20 protein-coding genes are annotated in these 21,897 nt (G+C 55.7%); 12 read left to right on the top strand and 8 right to left on the bottom strand.

The window, feature by feature from the left end; all coding sequences use genetic code 11:
- The first annotated feature begins 22 nt into the window (after positions 1–22).
- From gluQRS to panD, 6 genes are all read left to right on the top strand, one after another.
- The gene (gene gluQRS, locus ETG88_RS11135; RefSeq protein WP_129035407.1) at positions 23–913 is read left to right on the top strand and encodes a tRNA glutamyl-Q(34) synthetase GluQRS; all 891 of its coding nucleotides are present in this window, start codon (positions 23–25) and stop codon (positions 911–913) included.
- 175 nt (positions 914–1,088) lie between these two features.
- Positions 1,089–2,489, top strand: a complete 1,401-nt coding sequence (pcnB, locus tag ETG88_RS11140) for a polynucleotide adenylyltransferase PcnB (protein ID WP_100777582.1) — start codon at positions 1,089–1,091, stop codon at positions 2,487–2,489.
- On the top strand, positions 2,486–2,965 hold the full coding sequence (gene folK, locus ETG88_RS11145) for a 2-amino-4-hydroxy-6-hydroxymethyldihydropteridine diphosphokinase (protein ID WP_129035408.1): 480 nt from the start codon (positions 2,486–2,488) through the stop codon (positions 2,963–2,965). Before pcnB ends, folK begins: the two co-directional genes overlap by 4 nt.
- 122 nt (positions 2,966–3,087) lie before the next feature.
- Positions 3,088–3,879 carry a 3-methyl-2-oxobutanoate hydroxymethyltransferase gene (gene panB / locus ETG88_RS11150; protein WP_123429473.1) on the top strand — a complete coding sequence of 264 codons (792 nt, stop codon included), beginning with the start codon at positions 3,088–3,090 and terminating at the stop codon, positions 3,877–3,879.
- Between the two features lie 11 nt (positions 3,880–3,890).
- Positions 3,891–4,745: a pantoate--beta-alanine ligase gene (gene panC / locus ETG88_RS11155; RefSeq protein WP_100777585.1), complete on the top strand. Its 855-nt coding sequence runs from the start codon at positions 3,891–3,893 to the stop codon at positions 4,743–4,745.
- Positions 4,746–4,856: 111 nt separating this feature from the next.
- Entirely contained in the window at positions 4,857–5,237 is a 381-nt protein-coding gene (gene panD, locus ETG88_RS11160) for an aspartate 1-decarboxylase (protein ID WP_095284178.1), read from the top strand.
- Between the two features lie 2 nt (positions 5,238–5,239).
- Here panD and ETG88_RS11165 read toward each other — a convergent pair whose 3' ends face one another.
- The 4 genes from ETG88_RS11165 to ETG88_RS11180 all read right to left on the bottom strand — a co-directional run bounded on the left by ETG88_RS11165 (position 5,240) and on the right by ETG88_RS11180 (position 8,792).
- The gene (locus tag ETG88_RS11165; protein ID WP_129035409.1) at positions 5,240–6,487 is read right to left on the bottom strand and encodes a polysaccharide deacetylase family protein; all 1,248 of its coding nucleotides are present in this window, start codon (positions 6,485–6,487) and stop codon (positions 5,240–5,242) included.
- Between the two features lie 63 nt (positions 6,488–6,550).
- Positions 6,551–6,991, bottom strand: coding sequence for a PTS sugar transporter subunit IIA (locus tag ETG88_RS11170; RefSeq protein WP_100777587.1), 441 nt, complete (start codon positions 6,989–6,991; stop codon positions 6,551–6,553).
- 107 nt (positions 6,992–7,098) lie between these two features.
- The gene (locus ETG88_RS11175) at positions 7,099–7,869 is read right to left on the bottom strand and encodes an ABC transporter permease (RefSeq protein ID WP_100777588.1); all 771 of its coding nucleotides are present in this window, start codon (positions 7,867–7,869) and stop codon (positions 7,099–7,101) included.
- Entirely contained in the window at positions 7,866–8,792 is a 927-nt protein-coding gene (locus ETG88_RS11180; RefSeq protein WP_100777589.1) for an ABC transporter ATP-binding protein, read from the bottom strand. The genes ETG88_RS11175 and ETG88_RS11180 overlap by 4 nt, the downstream gene beginning before the upstream one ends.
- 107 nt (positions 8,793–8,899) lie before the next feature.
- Between ETG88_RS11180 and can the strand changes: the two genes are divergently transcribed.
- The gene (gene can / locus ETG88_RS11185; RefSeq protein WP_095280808.1) at positions 8,900–9,562 is read left to right on the top strand and encodes a carbonate dehydratase; all 663 of its coding nucleotides are present in this window, start codon (positions 8,900–8,902) and stop codon (positions 9,560–9,562) included.
- Between the two features lie 106 nt (positions 9,563–9,668).
- On the opposite strand, the gene hpt is transcribed toward can, so the two are convergent.
- Positions 9,669–10,205 (bottom strand): hypoxanthine phosphoribosyltransferase, encoded by a 537-nt coding sequence (hpt, locus tag ETG88_RS11190; RefSeq protein WP_129035410.1) that lies wholly within the window; start codon positions 10,203–10,205, stop codon positions 9,669–9,671.
- Between the two features lie 204 nt (positions 10,206–10,409).
- Here hpt and ETG88_RS11195 point away from each other — a divergent pair, with 204 nt between their 5' ends.
- Complete coding sequence (locus ETG88_RS11195) at positions 10,410–12,800, top strand: glucose/quinate/shikimate family membrane-bound PQQ-dependent dehydrogenase (RefSeq protein ID WP_129035411.1); 2,391 nt, start codon at positions 10,410–10,412, stop codon at positions 12,798–12,800.
- Positions 12,801–12,885: 85 nt separating this feature from the next.
- Here the strand turns inward: ETG88_RS11195 and cueO are convergent, their stop codons facing one another.
- On the bottom strand, positions 12,886–14,457 hold the full coding sequence (gene cueO, locus ETG88_RS11200) for a multicopper oxidase CueO (RefSeq protein ID WP_129035412.1): 1,572 nt from the start codon (positions 14,455–14,457) through the stop codon (positions 12,886–12,888).
- 145 nt (positions 14,458–14,602) lie between these two features.
- Here cueO and ETG88_RS11205 point away from each other — a divergent pair, with 145 nt between their 5' ends.
- The 3 genes from ETG88_RS11205 to speD all read left to right on the top strand — a co-directional run bounded on the left by ETG88_RS11205 (position 14,603) and on the right by speD (position 16,733).
- Positions 14,603–14,950: a YacC family pilotin-like protein gene (locus ETG88_RS11205; protein ID WP_100780766.1), complete on the top strand. Its 348-nt coding sequence runs from the start codon at positions 14,603–14,605 to the stop codon at positions 14,948–14,950.
- A 117-nt stretch (positions 14,951–15,067) separates the two neighbouring features.
- Complete coding sequence (gene speE / locus ETG88_RS11210) at positions 15,068–15,937, top strand: polyamine aminopropyltransferase (RefSeq protein ID WP_100777593.1); 870 nt, start codon at positions 15,068–15,070, stop codon at positions 15,935–15,937.
- A 1-nt stretch (position 15,938) separates the two neighbouring features.
- A complete protein-coding gene (gene speD, locus ETG88_RS11215) occupies positions 15,939–16,733 on the top strand; it encodes an adenosylmethionine decarboxylase (protein ID WP_100777594.1) in 795 nt (264 codons plus the stop codon).
- 31 nt (positions 16,734–16,764) lie between these two features.
- Here speD and yacL read toward each other — a convergent pair whose 3' ends face one another.
- Both yacL and acnB read right to left on the bottom strand, forming a co-directional pair.
- Positions 16,765–17,127 carry a protein YacL gene (gene yacL / locus ETG88_RS11220; protein WP_100777595.1) on the bottom strand — a complete coding sequence of 121 codons (363 nt, stop codon included), beginning with the start codon at positions 17,125–17,127 and terminating at the stop codon, positions 16,765–16,767.
- Positions 17,128–17,286: 159 nt separating this feature from the next.
- A complete protein-coding gene (gene acnB / locus ETG88_RS11225) occupies positions 17,287–19,884 on the bottom strand; it encodes a bifunctional aconitate hydratase 2/2-methylisocitrate dehydratase (protein ID WP_100777596.1) in 2,598 nt (865 codons plus the stop codon).
- Between the two features lie 439 nt (positions 19,885–20,323).
- Between acnB and ETG88_RS11230 the strand changes: the two genes are divergently transcribed.
- The gene (locus ETG88_RS11230; RefSeq protein WP_129035413.1) at positions 20,324–21,889 is read left to right on the top strand and encodes a DUF3300 domain-containing protein; all 1,566 of its coding nucleotides are present in this window, start codon (positions 20,324–20,326) and stop codon (positions 21,887–21,889) included.
- Positions 21,890–21,897 lie beyond the last annotated feature (8 nt).

The raw sequence follows: 21,897 nt of genomic DNA on the forward strand, positions 1-21,897 counted from the left end.
TGACTTTTTGTCTGCTGTGACTATGCCTCAATCCGACTATATCGGGCGCTTTGCGCCATCTCCCTCTGGTGAGCTGCACTTTGGTTCGCTCATCGCCGCTCTCGGCAGCTACCTGCAAGCGCGTTCTCAGCACGGCCTCTGGCGCGTGCGTATCGAAGATATTGATCCCCCTCGTGAAGTTCCCGGTGCAGCAGAAACCATCCTGCGTCAGCTGGAACATTACGGTTTGAACTGGGACGGAGAGGTATTGTGGCAGTCAAACCGCCACGAGGCTTACCGCGAACAGCTGGCGTGGCTGTATGAGCAAGGGCTGTCTTATTACTGCACCTGCACCCGTGCGCGTATTCAGCAGGCAGGCGGCGTCTACGACGGCCATTGCCGAACCCTGAATAACGGGCCGGAGAATGCGGCGGTGCGTCTGCTTCAGCATCATCCTGTCACCCGCTTTAAGGATTTACTGCTCGGCGAAATTAACGCCGATGAGCGTCTGGCGCGTGAAGATTTTATTATTCATCGTCGCGATGGCTTATTTGCTTATAATCTTGCTGTGGTGGTGGACGATCATTTCCAGGGCGTGACAGAAATTGTGCGCGGCGCAGATTTGATTGAACCGACAGTGCGACAAATTTCGCTCTACCAGCAGTTAGGCTGGAAGGTTCCGGACTATATTCATTTGCCGCTGGCGCTGAATGAACACGGGAATAAACTTTCCAAGCAGAATCACGCGCCCGCGCTGCCTGACGGGGATCCGCGCCCCGTTTTGATCGACGCATTACGATTTCTAAACCAAAATGTGAACAATGAATGGCAGGATTTATCCGTTGATGAATTGCTGAAAAAAGCCGTCGAGGGCTGGTCGCTCTCTACCGTGCCAAAAATCCAGCATTCTCAAATGCGTCTCGCTGAGCTATGATTAGCCGCTTTTTACACGAAGCATCTCCGCTGTATCAAGGCGGCAACTGAGTGAATCACCGCGAGTTTACGCTTGTAAACGGCCCGTGAGAGCGAAGGCAGCCAACGCAGAGGCAGCATAAAAGATGACGTGTAATTTTTTGTCCAATATATGAAACACACTACCGAGGTGTACTATTTTTACTCGAGTCGCTAATTTTTGCCGTAAGGTGCTAAGCCGCGATGAGAGCGTAGCGAATGACGCTATTGCTCAATCCCATATGTCGGTTATTCCGCGTGAGCAGCACACTATTTCCCGCAAAGATATCAGTGAAAATGCCCTCAAGGTGCTCTATCGTCTGAATAAAGCAGGCTACGAGGCCTATCTCGTGGGCGGCGGGGTTCGCGATTTACTGCTTGGCAAAAAACCAAAAGATTTTGATGTGACGACCAGCGCCACACCGGAACAGGTGCGTAAATTATTCCGCAACTGTCGTCTGGTAGGCCGTCGTTTCCGTCTTGCACACGTGATGTTTGGTCCGGAAATTATCGAAGTGGCAACCTTCCGTGGCCACCACGAAGCCGGCGCACCAACCGATCGCACGACCTCTCAGCGTGGCCAGAACGGCATGCTGCTGCGTGACAACATCTTTGGTTCCATCGAAGAAGATGCCCAGCGTCGCGATTTCACCATCAATAGCCTTTACTACAGCGTGGCCGATTTCACGGTGCGTGATTTCGTGGGCGGCGTACAGGACCTGAAAGAGGGCGTGATTCGCCTGATTGGCAATCCTGAAACTCGCTACCGCGAAGATCCGGTGCGTATGCTGCGCGCCGTGCGCTTTGCCGCCAAGCTGAATATGCAGATAAGCCCAGAGACCGCTGAGCCGATTCCGCGTCTGGCAACGCTTATCAACGACGTGCCACCGGCGCGTCTGTTCGAAGAAGCGCTGAAAATGCTGCAAGCCGGTTATGGGTATGAAACCTATAAACTGCTGCGCGAAAACAGCCTTTTCCAGCCGCTGTTCCCGACCATCGTGCGCTACTTCACCGAAAGCGGTGACAGCCCGATGGAGCGCATTATCGCTCAGGTGCTGAAAAACACTGACACCCGCATTCATAACGATATGCGTGTGAACCCGGCGTTCCTGTTCGCGGCGATGTTCTGGTATCCGCTGCTCGAAACTGCGCAGAAAATTGCTCAGGAAAGCGGCCTGGCCTATTACGATGCTTTCGCGCTGGCCGCCAACGACGTGCTGGACGAAGCCTGCCGTACGCTGGCGATTCCTAAGCGAATCACCACCCTGGTTCGCGATATCTGGCAGCTGCAATTACGCATGTCTCGCCGTCAGGGCAAGCGTGCGTGGAAGCTGATGGAACATCCGAAATTCCGCGCGGCTTACGATCTGCTGGCGCTGCGCGCTGAGATCGAGAACAACAAAGAGCTGCAAAGTCTGGCCCAGTGGTGGGGCGAATTCCAGGTTTCCGCTCCGCCGGAACAGAAAGGAATGCTCACCAATCTGGATGAAGAGCCAGAACCGCGTCGCCGTCATCGTCGCCCACGCAAGCGCGCCCCGCGCCGCGAAGGCAGCGCATGACCCTTGCGTATATCGCCATCGGCAGCAATCTGGCCTCTCCTCTGGAGCAGGTTAATGCTGCCGTTCAGGCGTTAAGCGAGATCCCACAGAGCCGCCTCGTGAAGGTTTCTGCGTTTTACCGCACGCCGCCGCTCGGACCGCAGGATCAGCCTGATTACCTGAACGCCGCCGTGGTGCTTGAAACATCCCTCGATGCCGAAACCTTGCTGGATAACACCCAGCGTATTGAGCTTCAGCAGGGCCGCCAGCGTAAAGCAGAACGCTGGGGACCGCGCACGCTGGATCTCGATATCATGCTGTTCGGTGATGAAGTCATAAATACGGACCGCCTGACGGTGCCGCATTACGACATGAAAAATCGCGGTTTTATGCTCTGGCCGCTGTGGGAAGTCGCCCCTGAATTAACCTTCCCCAACGGTGAATCGCTGCAGGCGATTTTGCAACAGCTCAACGCCGAAAAACCCGCCCTCTGGTAATCCCGTTATTTTGCTGATAACCCCTAAAATAATTGGTGTTAATCGGTTGCCTAAAATCATTGTTCCCCCGAATGTTACTGTTAGAATGCGCAAAGATTCGTTTTGGGCTATCAGGAAACATTATGAAACCAACCACCATCGCCTTATTGCAGAAATGCAAACAGGAAAAAAAACGCTTCGCCACGATCACCGCCTATGACTACAGCTTCGCGAAGCTGTTTGCCGACGAAGGCATTAAGGTCATGCTGGTCGGCGACTCGTTAGGGATGACGGTACAAGGACATGATTCCACCCTGCCAGTGACAGTAGAAGATATTGCTTACCATACCCGCGCCGTTCGTCGCGGTGCGCCGGAGTGCCTGCTGCTTTCCGACCTGCCTTTCATGGCCTATGCCACGCCAGAACAAGCCTTCGAAAATGCCGCCGCCGTGATGCGCGCAGGCGCCAATATGGTGAAAATCGAAGGCGGAGCCTGGCTGGTCGACACCGTGAAAAAACTGACCGAGCGCGCGGTGCCGGTTTGCGGCCATCTCGGTTTAACGCCGCAATCGGTGAATATCTTCGGCGGATATAAAGTTCAGGGTCGCGGCGAAGCAGGACAAACGCTGCTGGACGACGCGCTGGCGCTGGAAGCCGCCGGTGCGCAGCTGTTGGTGCTGGAGTGTGTGCCCGTTGAACTGGCCAAACGCGTCACCGAAGCGCTCTCAATCCCCGTAATTGGCATTGGCGCAGGCAACGTGACCGACGGGCAAATCCTGGTGATGCACGACGCTTTCGGCATCACCGGCGGCCACATCCCTAAATTTGCGAAGAATTTCCTAAGCACCGCGGGCGACATGCGCGCTGCGGTCAGGCAGTATATTGCCGACGTCGAATCCGGTGTTTACCCGGCTGAAGAACACAGTTTCCATTAAGGAGTCTCATTGTGCTAATCATTGAAACCTTGCCACTGCTGCGTCAGCACATTCGCCGCCTGCGTCAGGAGGGTAAACGTATCGCCCTGGTCCCGACCATGGGCAATCTGCATGATGGCCACATGAAACTGGTCGACGAAGCGAAAGCCCGCGCCGATGTCGTCGTGGTGACGATTTTCGTTAACCCGATGCAGTTCGACCGTGCCGACGATCTGGCGCGCTACCCGCGCACGCTGCAGGAAGATTGTGAAAAGCTCAAAAAACACCATGTGGATTTCGTCTTCTCACCCACGCCTGACGATATTTATCCGCAGGGTACCGAAGGGGCGACCTTCGTCGATGTGCCGGGCATTTCGACCATGCTCGAAGGGGCCAGCCGTCCGGGGCATTTCCGCGGCGTTTCGACCATCGTCAGCAAGCTCTTCAACCTGGTGCAGCCGGATATCGCCTGCTTTGGCGAGAAGGATTTCCAGCAGCTGGCCCTGATTCGCAAAATGGTCGCAGACATGGGCTACGACATTGAGATCGTCGGCGTGCCGATTGTGCGCGCCAAAGACGGTCTGGCGCTTAGCTCACGCAACGGGTATCTGACCGCTGACCAGCGCAAAATCGCGCCGGCGCTGAGCAAAGTCATGAATGCGATGGCGGAGAAGCTGGAAGCTAACGAACTGACGGCGGAAGAGATTATCGCTATCGCGGAACAGGAGCTGAACGAAAAAGGGCTGCGTGCCGACGACGTTCAAATCCGCGATGCGGACACGCTGCTGGCGCTTTCAGACACCAGCAAACGCGCGGTGATTCTGGTGGCCGCATGGCTCGGTCAGGCGCGCCTCATCGACAACAAAGTGGTTGAGCTGACGCAGTAGACAGCGACTAAAAATCGGGCAATACTGCGCTAATATTTGCCTGGGGAATGTTTCCCCCCACCCTGCCCTCTCCAGCCGGAGAGGGACTGCATGAAGAGTAAAGGTAACGTTATGATTCGCACAATGCTGCAAGGTAAGCTTCACCGCGTCAAAGTGACGCAGGCAGACCTGCATTACGAAGGTTCCTGCGCGATTGACCAGGATTTCCTTGAGGCGGCGGGTATTCTCGAATACGAAGCCATTGATATTTACAACGTAACCAACGGCAAACGCTTCTCTACCTATGCGATTGCCGGTGAGCGCGGCTCAAAAATCATCTCCGTCAACGGCGCGGCGGCACACTGTGCTGACGTGGGCGATATCCTGATTATCGCCACCTACGTCACCATGCCGGACGAACAGGCGCGCAGCTGGCAGCCTAAAGTGGCCTATTTTGACGGCGACAACGAGATGAAACGTACCGCGAAAGCCGTACCGGTTCAGGTTGCCTGATGTTACCCCTGCGGCTGATTGCTGATCAGCCGCGACATTGTCTCCAGCGAATCCGTTCTTAAGATATACAGGCGTTTAAGTAAGAACGGATTATCTCCCGGTTTCACCTTCCCTTTTACCGTCGTCACCGCCAGATGAAAACCGGCGTCGTTCGCCGCTTTCACCGCTTTGTCATCGTAACCGCCGAACGGATACGAGAGATAGAGCACGCGCGGGTTGAACTGTGCCAGCGAGCGCCGCGAGCGTTCAAAATCAAACAGAATGACGTGGTAGCTACGGCTCAACAAAATAGGATGTTTATTGCCATCGACGCGGTGCAGGAAGTGGGTGTGCGACTGGATATCAAACACATCCTGAATCTCTTTCAGCTCCGACACGCTCATAAACTGCAGCGATTTCGGGTCCCACTTCTGCGGATGGCCTTTGATTCGCGACGAGATGATAAACGCCGTCGCCTTAAAGCCGTACTGCTTCAGAATCGGCCACGCGTAGCGGTTGACCGACTTCAGACCATCGTCAAAGGTAATCACCACCGCGCGGGCCGGCAGGTTCATTTTATTGCGCACGTAGCCTTCCAGCTGATAGAGCGTCAGCGTGGTGTAACCCTGATCGCGCAGCCAGGTCATCTGGTTGTTAAAGGCGCGCACGCTGGTGGTCGTGGAGGTGTGGCGGAAACGGGTGTTCTCTTCGTCGCGCAAAATATGGTGATAGGTGATCACCGGAATACCGCTGTCTTCCTGCGCATCCAGGCTGCTGATCCACGCCAGACGGTTGCCCATGCGGATTTGAAACCAGGTCTGGTTGAGTCTGTCTTTCAGCTTGCTGAGAATGGGATAGCGCAGGTTTGAACTCAGCGTACCAAACGGGGCGCTGCCGCTGTTGGGTGCGTTATACACCGGGGTGTCTTTCCAGGTGATCAGATTCTGGTTACTGAGCGGCTTATTGAGATCGCCCAGGCTGTCCTGAACGCGCTGTTTCCCCTGCACCTTTTCCAGATGGCCTTTGTCGATAAACCCGGTGCCAAAGCCGAAGCGAAATTCGTAATAGTCTGCTGCCGTAGGAACGACCGCAAGAATCTGCCCCGCGCGCACATTGCCGACGTTAACAACCTCGTTGCCCACCTGCGCCCAGATCGCCGCATCTTCAGTGGTTTGCATATATTGAGCGGGTAAGCCCTGCTGGCTTAATAAACTGGAAGAGACGCCGCCGGAGACCAGCAGCAACAGAAGGGAAAAAACACGTATAAACATGGGATTATTATCGACACTAAAAATCAGTCGCCATTGTAGCAAAAGCGACATCAATACCAATGTTTAATTCTTATACAGATCGTGGAGCAGGACAAAAGGCGGGTTTTTCTGCTGCTGATGCCAGAGGCTGCTGACGCCGGGGATCTCCTGCCCGACCAGCGTATCGCGGAACTCGGCGCTGCTCAGCGTTTCGCGCAGCGGATACATCATCTCCAGCAATGCGTAGTTAATCCCGGAAATCACTTCACAGTTTTCATGCTTGTGACTCAACAACGCGGCGGCGCGATACGGCGCAGCGCCCGATTTGTCGGTCATAAAAATGACGCCCTCACCGGTATCCGTCTCATGCAGCGCATCGCACATCATACGGCTTAGCATGTTGGTGCTCAGCCCGCGCCAGTAGTTCACCGCCCGGCACTGAGGCAGCGGACCCAATTTTTTTTCCAGGCGATCGATCATTGCCTGGGCATCGTCATCATGACAGGTAATCACCCAACCCAACATAGCGTCTCTCCTTTAGGGGAAAGTAGTTTAGCGGAGTGAAGATTAATTTATGGTGATAACTATCAAAGAAAATGCCCCGGCAGGCAGAGTGCTGCCGGGGATGCGGCTTAGCTGCGCAATCCACGTCCGCGCTGAATCAGATACCAGCACAGAATATAGAAAGCGATGATGAAGACGGCGAGGACGATAACGGTGGTAAACAGCGGCACGTCAGTAATGCCGAGGAAGCCAAAGCGGAAGCCGCTGATCATGTAGACAATCGGGTTCAGGTGCGACAGCGCCTGCCAGAACGGTGGCAGCAGCGTCAGGGAGTAGAACACCCCACCGAGATAGGTCAACGGCGTCAGAACAAAGGTCGGGATCAGGCTGATGTCATCGAAAGTGGTCGCAAACACCGCGTTCAACAGGCCTGCCAGCGAGAACAGGATCGCGGTCATCAGCAGGGTCAGCGCCACGAACATCCATGAATGCACCTGGAACGGGACAAAGAACAGCGAGATAGCCGTCACCAGAATCCCTACCGCCAGCCCGCGCGCTACGCCGCCGCCCACATAACCGGCGATGATGACGTGCGTTGGCACCGGGGCCACCAGCAGTTCTTCAATATTACGCTGGAACTTCGCGCTGAAAAACGACGACGCCACGTTGGCATAGGCGTTGGTGATCACCGCCATCATGATCAGCCCCGGCACGATAAACTGCATATAGGTAAAGCCATGCATTTCACCAATACGGGAGCCAATCAGATTCCCGAAGATGATGAAATAGAGCGTCATGGTGATCACCGGCGGCACCAGAGTTTGCACCCAAATGCGCATAAAGCGGTTAATCTCTTTGGCCCAGATACTTTTTAGCGCCACCCAGTAAAGATGCATCATGCCTGCTCTCCTTGTTTATCCTGGACCAGCGAGACAAACAGTTCTTCCAGTCGGTTAGCTTTGTTACGCATACTTAATACCTGAATGCCCTGCGCGCTCAGCTGCGCAAAGACGCTGTTAATGCCCTGCTCGCGCAGGACTTCCACTTCCAGCGTCGACGTGTCTACCAGACGATACTGATAGCCCTCCAGCTTCGGCAGCGGGCTTTTGGCCGCCAGATCGAGGATAAAGGTTTCGGACTTCAGCTTGGACAGCAGGTTCTTCATCGAGGTGTTTTCCACCAGCTCACCGCGCTGAATGATGCCGATATTGCGGCACAGCATTTCAGCTTCTTCGAGGTAGTGGGTGGTCAGAATGATGGTGGTGCCTTTGTCGTTCAAATCTTTAAGGAAACCCCACATCGAGCGGCGCAGTTCGATATCCACGCCTGCCGTTGGCTCATCAAGGATCAGCAGTTTTGGCTCGTGCATCAGGGCGCGGGCGATCATCAGACGGCGCTTCATCCCGCCGGAGAGCATACGCGCACGTTCGCCGCGTTTTTCCCACAGATCGAGCTGTTTGAGGTACTTTTCGCTGCGCTCGATGGCGTCCTGACGTTCTACGCCGTAGTAACCCGCCTGATTCACCACAATTTGCTGCACGGTTTCAAACGGGTTGAAGTTAAATTCCTGCGGCACCAGCCCCAGCTGACGTTTGGCGTTGACCACATCTTTTTCGAGATCGTAGCCAAACACCGCGACGCTGCCCGAAGACTTGTTCACCAGCGAGCTGATGATGCCGATGGTCGTGGATTTCCCCGCGCCATTCGGCCCCAGCAGGGCGTAGAAATCCCCCGCTTCGACCTGCAAATCAATTCCGCGCAGCGCCTGAACGCCGCCCGGATAGACTTTTTTAAGCTGCTTAAGCTCAAGTGCGATAGTCATGAATTAAACTTACCTATAGTTCTGACACACGTTGTGTGGTTTCAATAAAAGTCGAGTTACCCTATATTAGCGCAACGCTATTACTCGGTTACAGGTCGTTAACCTCTATGAATGACATAGATACACTCATCAGCAACAATGCACTATGGTCAAAAATGCTGGTAGAAGAGGACCCGGGATTTTTTGAGAAGCTGGCGAAGGCGCAGAATCCACGTTTTTTATGGATTGGATGCTCTGACAGCCGCGTCCCGGCGGAACGCCTGACAGGCCTTGATTCGGGTGAACTGTTCGTTCACCGTAACGTCGCAAACCTGGTCATTCACACCGATCTCAATTGCCTTTCCGTCGTGCAGTACGCGGTTGATGTGCTGGAAGTTGAGCACATTATTATCTGCGGCCATTACGGCTGCGGTGGTGTGCAGGCGGCGGTCGAAAACCCGGAGCTGGGGCTGATCGACAACTGGCTGCTGCATATTCGCGATATCTGGTTCAAACATAGCTCACTGCTGGGCGAAATGCCGCAGGAGCGTCGCCTCGACACCCTGTGCGAGCTTAATGTGATGGAGCAGGTCTATAACCTTGGCCACTCCACCATCATGCAGTCAGCATGGAAGCGCGGGCAGAAAGTCTCCGTTCACGGCTGGGCGTACGGTATCCATGATGGATTGCTGCGCAATCTGGAAGTGACCGCCACCAATCGCGAAACCCTGGAGCAGCGCTACCGTTCCGGGATTGCCAACCTGAAGCTCAAGCACGTTAACCACAAATAACCTGCAAAAAAGCCGGGCGGCGGCTTCGCCTTACCCGGCCTTAAGATGTGCCGTTCACGCTTTACAGGCCCGGTCAGCACAGCGCTTCCGGGCTAGCCCGCTGAGATTACTCGTCCAGCAGTACCACTTTCCCGACATACGGCAGATGGCGATAACGCTGTGCGTAATCGATGCCGTAACCCACCACGAACTCGTCTGGAATTGAGAAACCAACAAATTCAACCGGGACGTCAACTTCACGGCGAGTCGGTTTATCCAGCAGGGTGCAGATCGCCAGGGATTTCGGGCCGCGCAGGCTCAGGATCTCGCGCACTTTAGAGAGCGTGTTACCGGAGTCGATAATATCCTCTACGATTAACACATCCTTGCCGCGAATATCTTCATCCAGATCTTTCAGGATTTTCACGTCACGGGTGGTCGACATACCGCTACCGTAGCTGGACGCGGTCATGAAATCCACTTCATGGGACACCTGAACTTCACGGCACAGGTCTGCCATGAACATGAATGAGCCGCGCAGCAGACCCACCAGCACCATATCGCTGCCGCTTTCCTGATAACGTTCGGTGATTTGACGACCCAGTTCGGCGATACGCGCTTTGATCTCCGCTTCCGGGATCATCACTTCAACACTATGTTTCATATTACTAACCGTATGATTTAAAACCAATCTATCACTGCGGATGCAGATACGTCCGGCAATGATTCACAAGTACGGCAGTATACCAGCAAATGGATTCGCCTGGCGCATGAGTTACAAAAAGCTCATTTTGTGATTCCGATCACACTTGTTAATACCTATAATTAATTGCTATCAAATAATTAACAAACTACAGAGTACTTTTCTATGGCTGAAATAAAATCTCAACAGCCGCGTCTACTGGTAACGTTAACAGCCGCTTTTGCCGCATTCTGCGCGCTGTATCTGTTAATCGGTGGCGTATGGCTGGTCGCGCTTGGCGGCTCCTGGTACTACCCGATTGCGGGCCTGGTCATGATTGCTGTGACCGTCCTGCTTTTGCGGCGTAAACGTTCCGCGCTGTGGCTTTACGCAGCACTTCTGCTCGCAACCATGATCTGGGGTGTCTGGGAGGTCGGCTTCGATTTCTGGGCGCTCACGCCGCGTAGCGACATTCTCGTCTTCTTTGGTATCTGGCTGATCTTGCCCTTCGTCTGGCGTCGCCTGCTGGTGCCGTCCAGCGGTGCGGTTGCGGCACTGGTCGTGGCGTTGCTCATCACCGGTGGCATTCTGACCTGGGCCGGATTTAACGATCCGCAGGAAGTGAAAGGTACCCTGAGTGCCGATTCCACGCCTGCCGCCGCCATTTCTCAGGTGGCTGACGGCGACTGGCCGGCGTATGGGCGCAATCAGGAAGGACAACGTTACTCGCCGCTGAAGCAAATCAACGCCGATAACGTGAAAAACCTGAAAGAAGCCTGGACGTTCCGTACCGGCGATCTGAAGCAGCCGAACGATCCGGGTGAGCTGACCAACGAAGTCACCCCGATCAAAGTGGGCGACATGCTGTACCTGTGTACCGCTCACCAGCGTCTGTTCGCGTTGGATGCGTCGACCGGTAAGGAAAAATGGCACTTTGATCCGCAGCTGAACACCAACACCTCCTTCCAGCACGTGACCTGTCGTGGCGTCTCTTACCACGAAGCGCGCGCGGACAACGCCAGCCCGGACGTGGTGGCTGATTGTCCTCGCCGTATCATGCTGCCGGTGAACGATGGCCGTCTGTTTGCGATCAACGCCGAAACCGGCAAGCTGTGCGAAACCTTTGCCAACAAAGGTATCCTCAACCTGCAGACCAATATGCCGGATACCACGCCGGGCCTGTACGAGCCGACGTCGCCGCCGATCATCACCGATAAAACCATCGTCATTGCCGGTTCTGTCACGGATAACTTCTCTACCCGTGAAACCTCGGGTGTGATTCGTGGTTTCGACGTGAACACCGGCAAACTGCTGTGGGCCTTCGATCCGGGCGCGAAAGATCCTAACGCCATCCCGTCGGATGAACACACCTTTACCTTTAACTCACCGAACTCCTGGGCACCGGCAGCGTATGACGCGAAGCTGGACCTGGTCTATCTGCCGATGGGCGTGACCACGCCGGATATCTGGGGCGGGAACCGTACGCCAGAGCAGGAGCGTTACGCGAGTGCCATCGTGGCGCTGAACGCAACGACCGGGAAACTGGCCTGGAGCTATCAAACCGTTCACCACGATCTGTGGGATATGGATATGCCGTCCCAGCCAACGCTGGCCGACATTACCGTCAACGGGAAAACTGTTCCGGTCATCTACGCGCCAGCGAAAACCGGCAACATCTTCGTGCTCGACCGTTCTAACGGCAAACTGGTGGTTCCGGCTCCGGAAAAACCGGTACCGCAGGGCGCAGCGAAAGGCGACTACGTTTCGAAAACGCAGCCGTTCTCTGACCTGAGCTTCCGTCCGAAGAAAGATCTGACCGGCGCGGACATGTGGGGCGCCACGATGTTCGATCAGCTGGTGTGCCGCGTGATGTTCCATCAGCTGCGCTATGAAGGCATCTTCACCCCGCCGTCTGAGCAGGGCACGCTGGTCTTCCCGGGTAACTTGGGGATGTTTGAATGGGGCGGTATCTCGGTCGATCCAAACCGTCAGGTGGCGATTGCCAACCCGATGGCGCTGCCGTTTGTCTCGAAGCTGATCCCACGCGGTCCTGGTAACCCGATGGAGCAGCCGAAAGACGCGAAAGGCAGCGGTACCGAAGCCGGTATTCAGCCGCAGTACGGCGTGCCGTATGGCGTTACGCTGAACCCGTTCCTCTCTCCGTTTGGCCTGCCGTGTAAACAGCCTGCCTGGGGTTACATCTCCGCGCTGGATCTGAAAACGAACCAGGTAGTATGGAAAAAACGTATTGGTACGCCACAGGACAGCATGCCGTTCCCGATGCCGGTTCCTGTTCCGTTCAATATGGGTATGCCGATGCTCGGCGGCCCGATCTCTACTGCCGGAAACGTTCTGTTCATCGCGGCAACCGCAGATAACTACCTGCGCGCGTACAACATGACTAACGGTGAGAAACTGTGGCAAGGCCGTCTGCCGGCCGGTGGACAAGCCACACCGATGACCTACGAAGCGAATGGCAAGCAGTACGTTGTCATCTCCGCGGGCGGTCACGGGTCATTTGGCACGAAGATGGGCGACTATATCGTCGCGTATGCGTTGCCGGATGATGTGAAGTAGATGTGAGTGAAATGCAAAACGGCAACCTTCGGGTTGCCGTTTTTAGAACTCTGGCCGGGTAAGGCGAAAACGCCGCCCGGCTTTTTTACACCGTAAATCCTAGCATCATCCCCGTATCTTCATGTTCCAGCAGATGGCAGTGGGCCATATAGGCAAACTCCTTCGGCGCGTCATGCTCAAACTTCACCAGCACTTCGCTGACTCCGCCCTCCACCCGCACCGTATCTTTCCAGCCCGTTCGATGTGCCGCCGGCGCTTTGCCGTTCTCGGAGATAATGCGGAACTGCGTGCCGTGAATGTGGAACGGATGCAGCATCATGTCGCCCTCGCCTGAAATCACCCAGCGTTCGTACTGGCCCTTGCTGGCCGCAAACATCGGGGTGTTCATATCAAAGGCCTGGCCGTTGATACGGTTGGCGTTATGGAAATCAAACCCTTTCCCGCCGCCGTGATTCATATGGCCCATGTTGCCCATCTTGCCGTGGTCCATATTCATATGCCCCATCGACTGGCCGTGGTGCATGCCCGCCATCGCCTGATCGCCATATTTGTTCATCAATGCCTGCATGCCCATCATGTCGAGCATGGGGTCCATCGACAGCTGGAGTTTGCGCTGGGTTAATCCGTCGAGGGACGGCATCGCAGGCATGGCCGCCAGCGTATCCGGCAGCGTGCCGGAGGCCGTCACCCGCAGCGGCTGAATGCGCAGCACCGGATGCGGCTTATCGAACGGCGCAACGGCCATCCCCATCTGACTCACCGGGAGCGTAATGAGGTCAAACGGTTTCCCGTCGCTGATATCCACCAGCACTTCGAAACGCTCACCCATCAGCATCGGCAGCTCGCTGACTTTCACCGGCTCAGCCAGCAGCCCGCCGTCGCTCGCCACCACGTACATTGGACGCTGGTCGCTGGTGGCAAAGTTGAGAGAGCGCGCGTTACAGCCGTTGAGCAAGCGCAGGCGCAGCCAGCCTCGTGGCGCTGAATGCTGCGGATAAATCGCCCCGTTGGTGAGGAGCGTGTCGCCAAACCAGCCGACGGCGGCGCTCATCACGTCGAGCTGATAGTCAATCTGCCCCTCAGCGGTAAATTTCTTGTCCTGTACGATCACCGGCACATCGTCGATGCCCCACTGTTTTGGCAGACGCAGCATCCGGCTTTCGTCGTCTTCAATGAGCACCAGCCCCGCCAGCCCCATCGCCACCTGATGCCCGGTTTTGCCGTGCTGATGGGGATGGAACCAGCAGGTCGCCGCGTGCTGGTCAGGGGTAAAGGTCACCGTGCGCTCACCGCCCGCTTTGATCACCCCTTGCGGGCCACCGTCGACCTCGCCGGGAACCTCCAGGCCATGCCAGTGCAACGTCGTCTCTTCCGCAAGGGTATTATGAATATTCACCGTCACCGGTTTGCCCCGGGAAAGCTGAAGCGCCGGACCGAGCAAATTACCGTTATATCCCCATGTGGTGGCCTGATGCGCGCCAAAGGTCGATTTTCCCGACTGAACCATTAACTGGATGCGACTGCGGGCGTCGGCAGTCAGTAAATCAGGGATGGGGAGGGTGGGTCTGTCGGCGGCGAATGCGGCGCGGCTCCATAAAGGTAACGCGCTGGCAGCCCCCAGTACGGCTGAATATTTCAAAAAATCACGACGTTGCATGTTCATTCCTTTTTTCCGTGCAGGCGATATTTTGAGCTTAAACCCTCCCCTTGGGAGAAGGTCAAGTAAAGCGGCAATAATAAAGGTCGTCGCGCTGGTATCAAGTATGCTAACGTTTAATTTCCGTGACGCAGTGGTAAAAGCAATGAAGACGTTTTTCAGGACAATTTTGTTCGCCAGCCTGGTGGCGATGAGTGCGAACAGTTATGCGCTGAGTGAAAACGAAGCGGAAGATATGGCCGATCTGACGGCAGTTTTTGTTTTCCTGAAAAACGATTGTGGATACCAGAATTTACCTAACGGGCAGATTCGTCGCGCACTGGTTTTTTTTGCCCAGCAGAATCAATGGGATCTCAGCAACTACGATAGCTTTGACATGAAGGCGCTCGGTGAAGACAGTTACCGCGATTTAAGCGGCATTGGCATTCCTGTCGCGAAAAAATGCAAAGCGCTGGCCCGCGATTCGCTGAGCCTGCTCGCCTACGTGAAGTAACCCTTCCCGACGCCCCTTTGTTGCAATGATGGCCGTGCATGCGCGGTCGTTGTTGGCTATGATGTTGCGCCCATTTTGCGTGGGTGTAATGGATGTTAACAAAGGAGGTATCAGCCTGTGACCGATAACACCTTGTGGCATGAAACGCTGCATGACCAGTTTGGTCAGTACTTTGCCGTTGATAACGTGCTTTATCATGAGAAGACCGATCATCAGGATCTGATCATTTTCGAGAACGCCGCGTTCGGGCGCGTCATGGCACTGGACGGCGTGGTGCAAACCACCGAGCGCGATGAGTTTATCTATCACGAAATGATGACCCATGTGCCGCTGCTGGCGCACGGGCACGCGAAACACGTGCTGATTATCGGCGGCGGCGACGGCGCAATGCTGCGCGAAGTCTCCCGCCATAAAACCGTCGAGAGTATTACGATGGTCGAGATCGACGCCGGTGTGGTCTCTTTCTGTCGCCAGTACCTGCCAAACCACAATGCAGGCAGCTACGACGATCCGCGTTTTACGCTGGTGATTGACGACGGCGTTAATTTTGTTAATCAGACCCGCCAGACCTTCGATGTGATCATCTCCGACTGCACCGATCCCATCGGGCCGGGCGCGACGCTCTTCACCTCGTCCTTCTACGAAGGCTGCAAACGCTGCCTGAACCCTGGCGGGATTTTCGTGGCGCAAAACGGCGTCTGTTTCCTGCAACAGGACGAAGCCCTCGACAGCCATCGCAAGCTGAGCACCTATTTTGATGACGTCAGCTTCTATCAGGCGGCGATCCCGACCTACTACGGCGGCATTATGACCTTTGCCTGGGCGACGGATAACGGGGCGCTACGCCATCTGTCGACCGAAATAATCCAGGCACGCTTCCATCAGGCAGGCCTGAAATGCCGCTACTATAATCCGGCAGTCCACACGGCGGCCTTTGCCCTGCCACAATATCTGCAAGACGCGCTGTCCTCTAAGGGGGTGAACTAAATTGAAAAAGCTGAAACTGCATGGCTTTAACAACCTGACCAAAAGCCTGAGTTTTTGTATTTACGATATCTGCTACGTGAAAACAGCGGAGGAGCGCGATGGTTATATCGCCTATATCGATGAACTCTACAATGCCAACCGCCTGACCGAGATCCTGTCAGAAACCTGCTCCATCATCGGGGCCAATATTCTGAACATTGCGCGTCAGGACTATGAACCGCAGGGTGCCAGCGTCACGATCCTCGTGAGCGAAGAGCCGATCGACCCGCAGCTTATCGATCCCACCGAGCACCCTGGCCCGCTGCCCGAGGCGGTGGTCGCCCATCTCGATAAGAGCCATATCTGCGTGCACACCTATCCTGAAAGCCACCCGGAAGGCGGGCTGTGTACCTTCCGCGCTGACATCGAGGTCTCCACCTGTGGGGTGATTTCACCGCTGAATGCGCTGAACTATCTCATCCACCAGCTGGAATCAGATATTGTCACCGTGGACTATCGCGTGCGCGGTTTCACCCGTGATATCAACGGCATGAAGCATTTTATCGATCATGAGATCAATTCGATTCAGAACTTTATGTCCGAGGACATGAAGGCGCTGTATGACATGATGGATGTGAACGTCTATCAGGAAAACATCTTCCACACCAAGATGTTACTGAAGGAATTCGACCTGAAGCATTACATGTTCCACACCAGGCCAGAAGATTTAAGCGAAGAGGAGCGGAAGGAAATTACCGACCTGCTCTGGAAAGAGATGCGCGAAATCTACTACGGCCGCAATATTCCGGCCGTGTAAAGCGCACGGGGAGCAAGGAAGCTCTGCTGATTTACTTCTGTTTCATGAAATCACGGTACGCCGCTACCACCTGCAAAAAGTCCTCCACGCCGCACAGCGACAGGCTCTCTTCGTCGTAGTAGCTCATCCCCTCTTCCATCTCATCGCCTGAAAACTCAAGCTGATTGGCGCGCACCATGACCTCTTCCCCGTCCATCCAGAGGGTGTATTCATGTCCGACGCGCTGCCAGGATCGCTCGCTGCCTTTTACGGTTTGCGCAGCGTCTTCGACTTCGTCGAGCAGGGCGAGATTTTCTTTCACTTCTTCGTTAAACCAATGCCCGACCACCTCGTGGCCCATCGACATACGCACTTTCACCACTCCGGTGATATCGCGCAGAAATTCGTAATCCATGGTGTTTTCCTCTGCAGAGCCATTGGCGTAATTATCGCAGATAGAGAGGAGATAAAAAGCGGGACGGGTGTCAGGAGTGGAAAATAAAAAACCCCGCAGGCAAAACGCGGGGTTTTATTGTCTTGCAGGCCGGGCAGCGCGGTGCCGCCCGGTAACACCTTACACGGCAGTCTGGAAGATCACGCCGTCGGCTTTCTCGGTGTACTGAGAGAGCTTGTCGAAGTTCAGATAGCGATAGGTATCCACCGCCGTCTTATCAACCTGAGCAACGAAGGTCTGGTACTCTTCCGGCGTCGGCAATTTGCCGATCAGCGCCGCAACAGCCGCCAGCTCCGCAGAGGCCAGATAGACGTTCGCACCGGTCCCTAAACGGTTCGGGAAGTTACGGGTCGAGGTAGAGACTACCGTTGCACCGTCAGCCACACGCGCCTGGTTACCCATACACAGGGAACAGCCAGGGATTTCGATACGCGCACCGCTCTTACCAAAGACGCTGTAGTAGCCCTCTTCCGTCAGCTGTGCCGCATCCATACGCGTTGGCGGAGCGACCCACAGACGCGTTGGCAGCTGGCCTTTGTGGGTATCCAGCAGCTTACCGGCAGCACGGAAGTGACCGATGTTGGTCATGCAAGAGCCGATGAACACTTCGTCGATCTTATCGCCCTGCACGTCAGACAGCAGACGCGCATCGTCAGGATCGTTTGGTGCACACAGGATTGGCTCTTTGATATCCGCCAGATCGATGTCGATAACCGCCGCGTATTCTGCGTCAGCATCGGCTTCGAGCAGCTGCGGATCGGCCAGCCATTTTTCCATACCCTGAACGCGACGCTCGAGGGTGCGACGATCGCCGTAACCTTCAGCGATCATCCACTTCAGCAGCACGATGTTAGAGCTGAGATACTCAACGATCGGCTCTTTGTTCAGCTTGATGGTACAGCCTGCCGCAGAACGCTCGGCAGAGGCATCCGTCAGCTCAAACGCCTGCTCAACTTTCAGATCCGGCAGACCTTCGATCTCCAGAATGCGGCCTGAGAAGATGTTTTTCTTCCCTTTCTTCTCAACGGTCAGCAGACCCTGTTTGATCGCGTACAGCGGGATCGCATGCACCAGATCGCGCAGGGTGATTCCCGGCTGCATTTTGCCTTTGAAGCGCACCAGAACGGATTCCGGCATGTCCAGCGGCATCACGCCCGTTGCGGCAGCAAACGCCACCAGGCCAGAGCCTGCCGGGAAGGAGATGCCGATCGGGAAGCGGGTGTGGGAGTCACCACCGGTACCCACGGTATCCGGCAGCAGCATGCGGTTCAGCCAGGAGTGGATAACACCATCGCCAGGGCGCAGCGATACGCCGCCACGGTTCATGATGAAGTCTGGCAGCGTGTGGTGTGTGGTCACGTCTACCGGCTTCGGATAGGCAGCCGTGTGGCAGAAGGACTGCATCACCAGGTCGGACGAGAAGCCCAGACACGCCAGGTCTTTCAGCTCATCACGGGTCATTGGACCGGTGGTGTCCTGAGAACCGACGGAGGTCATTTTAGGTTCGCAGTACGCGCCCGGACGAACACCCGTCACGCCGCACGCGCGCCCAACCATTTTCTGAGCCAGGGAGTAGCCGCGAGTGCTCTCCGCCACGTCTTTCGCCTGACGGAACACATCGCTGTGCGGCAGGCCCAGCGCTTCACGCGCTTTGGTGGTCAGGCCACGACCGATGATCAGCGGAATACGGCCACCGGCGCGGACTTCGTCGATCAGCACGTCGGTTTTCAGTTCGAAGCTGGCCAGCAGTTCGCCGGTTTCATGGTTGCGGACTTCGCCTTTGAACGGATAAACGTCAATCACGTCACCCATGTTCAGGTCGCTCACATCCACTTCGATCGGCAGTGCGCCCGCATCTTCCATGGTGTTAAAGAAGATAGGTGCAATTTTGCCGCCGAGACACAGACCGCCGCCGCGCTTGTTCGGCACATGAGGGATGTCATCGCCCATGAACCACAGCACAGAGTTGGTTGCGGATTTACGCGAAGAACCGGTACCGACCACGTCACCGACATACGCCAGCGGGAAGCCTTTCTTATTTAATTCTTCGATCTGTTTGATCGGGCCGACAACGCCCGGCTGATCGGGGTTAATGCCTTCGCGGGCATTTTTCAGCATCGCCAGGGCGTGCAGTGGGATATCCGGGCGGGACCAGGCATCCGGGGCCGGAGACAGGTCATCGGTGTTGGTTTCGCCGGTCACTTTGAAGACCGTAACGGTAATTTTTTCAGCAAGCTGAGGACGGTTCAGGAACCATTCGGCATCAGCCCAGGATTGCATCACCTGTTTCGCATAGACGTTGCCTGCTTTCGCCTTCTCTTCCACATCGTAGAAGTTATCAAACATCAGCAGCGTTTGTGCCAGCGCTTTTGCGGCAATCGGTGCCAGCGCGTCGCTGTCCAGTGCATCAATTAACGGATGGATGTTGTAGCCGCCCTGCATGGTGCCGAGCAGTTCAATCGCTTTTTCAGGAGTAACCAGTGGGGAGGTTGCTTCGCCTTTGGCAACGGCAGCAAGGAATCCGGCTTTCACATACGCGGCTTCATCGACGCCTGGCGGAACACGGTTGATCAACAGATCTAACAGGAATTCTTCTTCGCCCGCAGGCGGATTCTTCAGCAGCTCGACGAGGCCGGCCATCTGGGTTGCATCTAAGGGTTTCGGTACAATTCCCTCGGCGGCACGTTCTGCTACGTGCTTACGGTATTCTTCTAGCACGACGGTTCTCCTCGCTCTCATTGTCATATGCGGTCGGCGTTCTCTTCACGCTCCTGTGAGACAGCAGTTTGTAGGGTAAATGCCCGATACCGCGTCGGGCAGCATAGCAGGATTTCTGCACAGTGTTAATCCGTTTACAAAAAAGCAACATTAAATAGTTTGCTGAATCGTTAAGGATGGTATAGCGCGCGGAGAGCGGGATTTTTCGGGCACAAAAAAACCGCCTTTCAGCGGTTTACTGCTGGCCGCTCGCAAGGGCGGCCTTTTGAATATCTCACGCCTTTTTCCCCATCGGATATAATTTGTGTAATAAATGCTCACACTCTTTATCCGGATACAGCGGGCCGTTTCCCAACATTAATCAAAACCACAAAATACGGGTGAATATACTCGCGGCAACAAGAACGCCCATCGACACTGCTTACGCTGGAGTCACACTATGAAGTTGCCCTTTAAGCCACATCTGCTTGTCCTGCTGTGCAGTGCCGGGCTGTTAGCCGCATCCGGCGTCATGTATGTGAAAAGTCGAGCGCCCGAGACAGTTTCAACGCCTCCGCCCGCTGTGGCGCCCACCGCACCTCAGCCTGTTTCCCCGACACCCGCACCGGTGGTCACCCCGACCTATACCGCCGCGCAAATCGATCAGTGGACCGCGCCCATCGCGCTGTACCCTGACGCACTGCTCTCACAGATCCTGATGGCCTCAACCTACCCGGCGAACGTAATTCAGGCCGCGCAGTGGTCGAAAGATAACCCTAAAATGCAGGGCGATGCCGCCATTCAGGCGGTGAGCAATCAGCCGTGGGACCCCAGCGTCAAATCCCTGGTAGCCTTCCCTCAGCTGATGTCCCTGATGGGGGAAAACCCGCCATGGATTCAAAGCCTCGGCGATGCGTTTCTGGCTCAGCCGAAAGATGTGATGGACTCCGTCCAGCGTCTGCGGCTCCTGGCCCAGCAGACGGGCGCGCTGCAGTCCACGCCACAGCAAACGGTCACCAGCGTGAAGAAAGCGGCACCGGCTGCCAGCACAGCGTCCGGCTCAACGTCAACGACCGCTGCCACGACGAGCAGCCCAACGGTGATTAAAATCGAGTCCGCCGATCCGCAGGTCGTTTACGTCCCGACCTACAATCCCAACACGGTTTACGGCACCTGGCCCAGCGCCAGCTATCCGCCGGTCTACCTGCCCCCTTCCCCTGGCGAGCAGTTTACCGATAGCCTGGTGAAAGGCCTTGGGTTTAGCCTTGGGGTCGCCACGACTTACGCGATTTTTAGCAATATCGACTGGGACGATGACGACGATTATCACCATCATGATCACGATGACTACGATAACCACAACGGCGGCTATAACCGCAATGGTGATAACAACATCAATATCAACGTGGATAATTTCAACAAAATCAGCGGACAGCGCCTGACGGATAACAACCGCACCTGGCAGCATAATCCGGCCTATCGCGAAGGCGTTCCGTATCCAAATAATCAGCTGAACAACCGCTTCCACTCGACGAATAGCGCGACGGGTCTGAGTGCCACTCAGCACCAACCGATCAATCGCGACAGCCAGCGTCAGGCGGCGATGGCGCAAGTTCAGCAATCAACCGGGAAAACCCTTTCACAAACCCAGCGCCCGGCAACCAAAAACGTGCAGCGTCAGGCGGCGAACAATCAGCTGAAACAGATCTCCCAGCGTAATAACTATCGCGGGTACGACACCAGTAAACCGATCACCGCCCAGCGATCGAATAACAAAGCGCAGCGCGAGAATCATCAGAATTTGTCACAGCGGCAGGATCGACCGGCCTCACAGCCAACCCGCCAGCGAAATACGCAACCGCGAGCCAATGCGTTAAGCGGCAACGACAGCCGCTCAGCCAACTGGCAGGCGCAGCAACAGCGCGGGGCGCAAAGCCGTCAGTTCACCGCGCAGCACCAGAATCGTCAGCAGCCACGGCAAATGCCGGCAGGCCGCAGCGAACACCGTGAATTCCGTCACCGCTAAGGGAATCG

The organism is Lelliottia nimipressuralis, assembly GCF_004115925.1.
Taxonomy (GTDB): Bacteria; Pseudomonadota; Gammaproteobacteria; order Enterobacterales; family Enterobacteriaceae; genus Enterobacter; species Enterobacter nimipressuralis.

Excerpts from the sequence above, each read along its gene's own strand:
- gluQRS (WP_129035407.1), top strand. The coding sequence starts at position 23 with ATGCCTCAATCCGACTATATCGGGCGCTTTGCGCCATCTCCCTCTGGT.
- folK (WP_129035408.1), top strand. The coding sequence starts at position 2,486 with ATGACCCTTGCGTATATCGCCATCGGCAGCAATCTGGCCTCTCCTCTG.
- panB (WP_123429473.1), top strand. The coding sequence starts at position 3,088 with ATGAAACCAACCACCATCGCCTTATTGCAGAAATGCAAACAGGAAAAA.
- panD (WP_095284178.1), top strand. The coding sequence starts at position 4,857 with ATGATTCGCACAATGCTGCAAGGTAAGCTTCACCGCGTCAAAGTGACG.
- ETG88_RS11165 (WP_129035409.1), bottom strand. The coding sequence starts at position 6,487 with ATGTTTATACGTGTTTTTTCCCTTCTGTTGCTGCTGGTCTCCGGCGGC.
- ETG88_RS11170 (WP_100777587.1), bottom strand. The coding sequence starts at position 6,991 with ATGTTGGGTTGGGTGATTACCTGTCATGATGACGATGCCCAGGCAATG.
- ETG88_RS11175 (WP_100777588.1), bottom strand. The coding sequence starts at position 7,869 with ATGATGCATCTTTACTGGGTGGCGCTAAAAAGTATCTGGGCCAAAGAG.
- ETG88_RS11180 (WP_100777589.1), bottom strand. The coding sequence starts at position 8,792 with ATGACTATCGCACTTGAGCTTAAGCAGCTTAAAAAAGTCTATCCGGGC.
- can (WP_095280808.1), top strand. The coding sequence starts at position 8,900 with ATGAATGACATAGATACACTCATCAGCAACAATGCACTATGGTCAAAA.
- hpt (WP_129035410.1), bottom strand. The coding sequence starts at position 10,205 with ATGAAACATAGTGTTGAAGTGATGATCCCGGAAGCGGAGATCAAAGCG.
- ETG88_RS11195 (WP_129035411.1), top strand. The coding sequence starts at position 10,410 with ATGGCTGAAATAAAATCTCAACAGCCGCGTCTACTGGTAACGTTAACA.
- cueO (WP_129035412.1), bottom strand. The coding sequence starts at position 14,457 with ATGCAACGTCGTGATTTTTTGAAATATTCAGCCGTACTGGGGGCTGCC.
- ETG88_RS11205 (WP_100780766.1), top strand. The coding sequence starts at position 14,603 with ATGAAGACGTTTTTCAGGACAATTTTGTTCGCCAGCCTGGTGGCGATG.
- yacL (WP_100777595.1), bottom strand. The coding sequence starts at position 17,127 with ATGGATTACGAATTTCTGCGCGATATCACCGGAGTGGTGAAAGTGCGT.
- ETG88_RS11230 (WP_129035413.1), top strand. The coding sequence starts at position 20,324 with ATGAAGTTGCCCTTTAAGCCACATCTGCTTGTCCTGCTGTGCAGTGCC.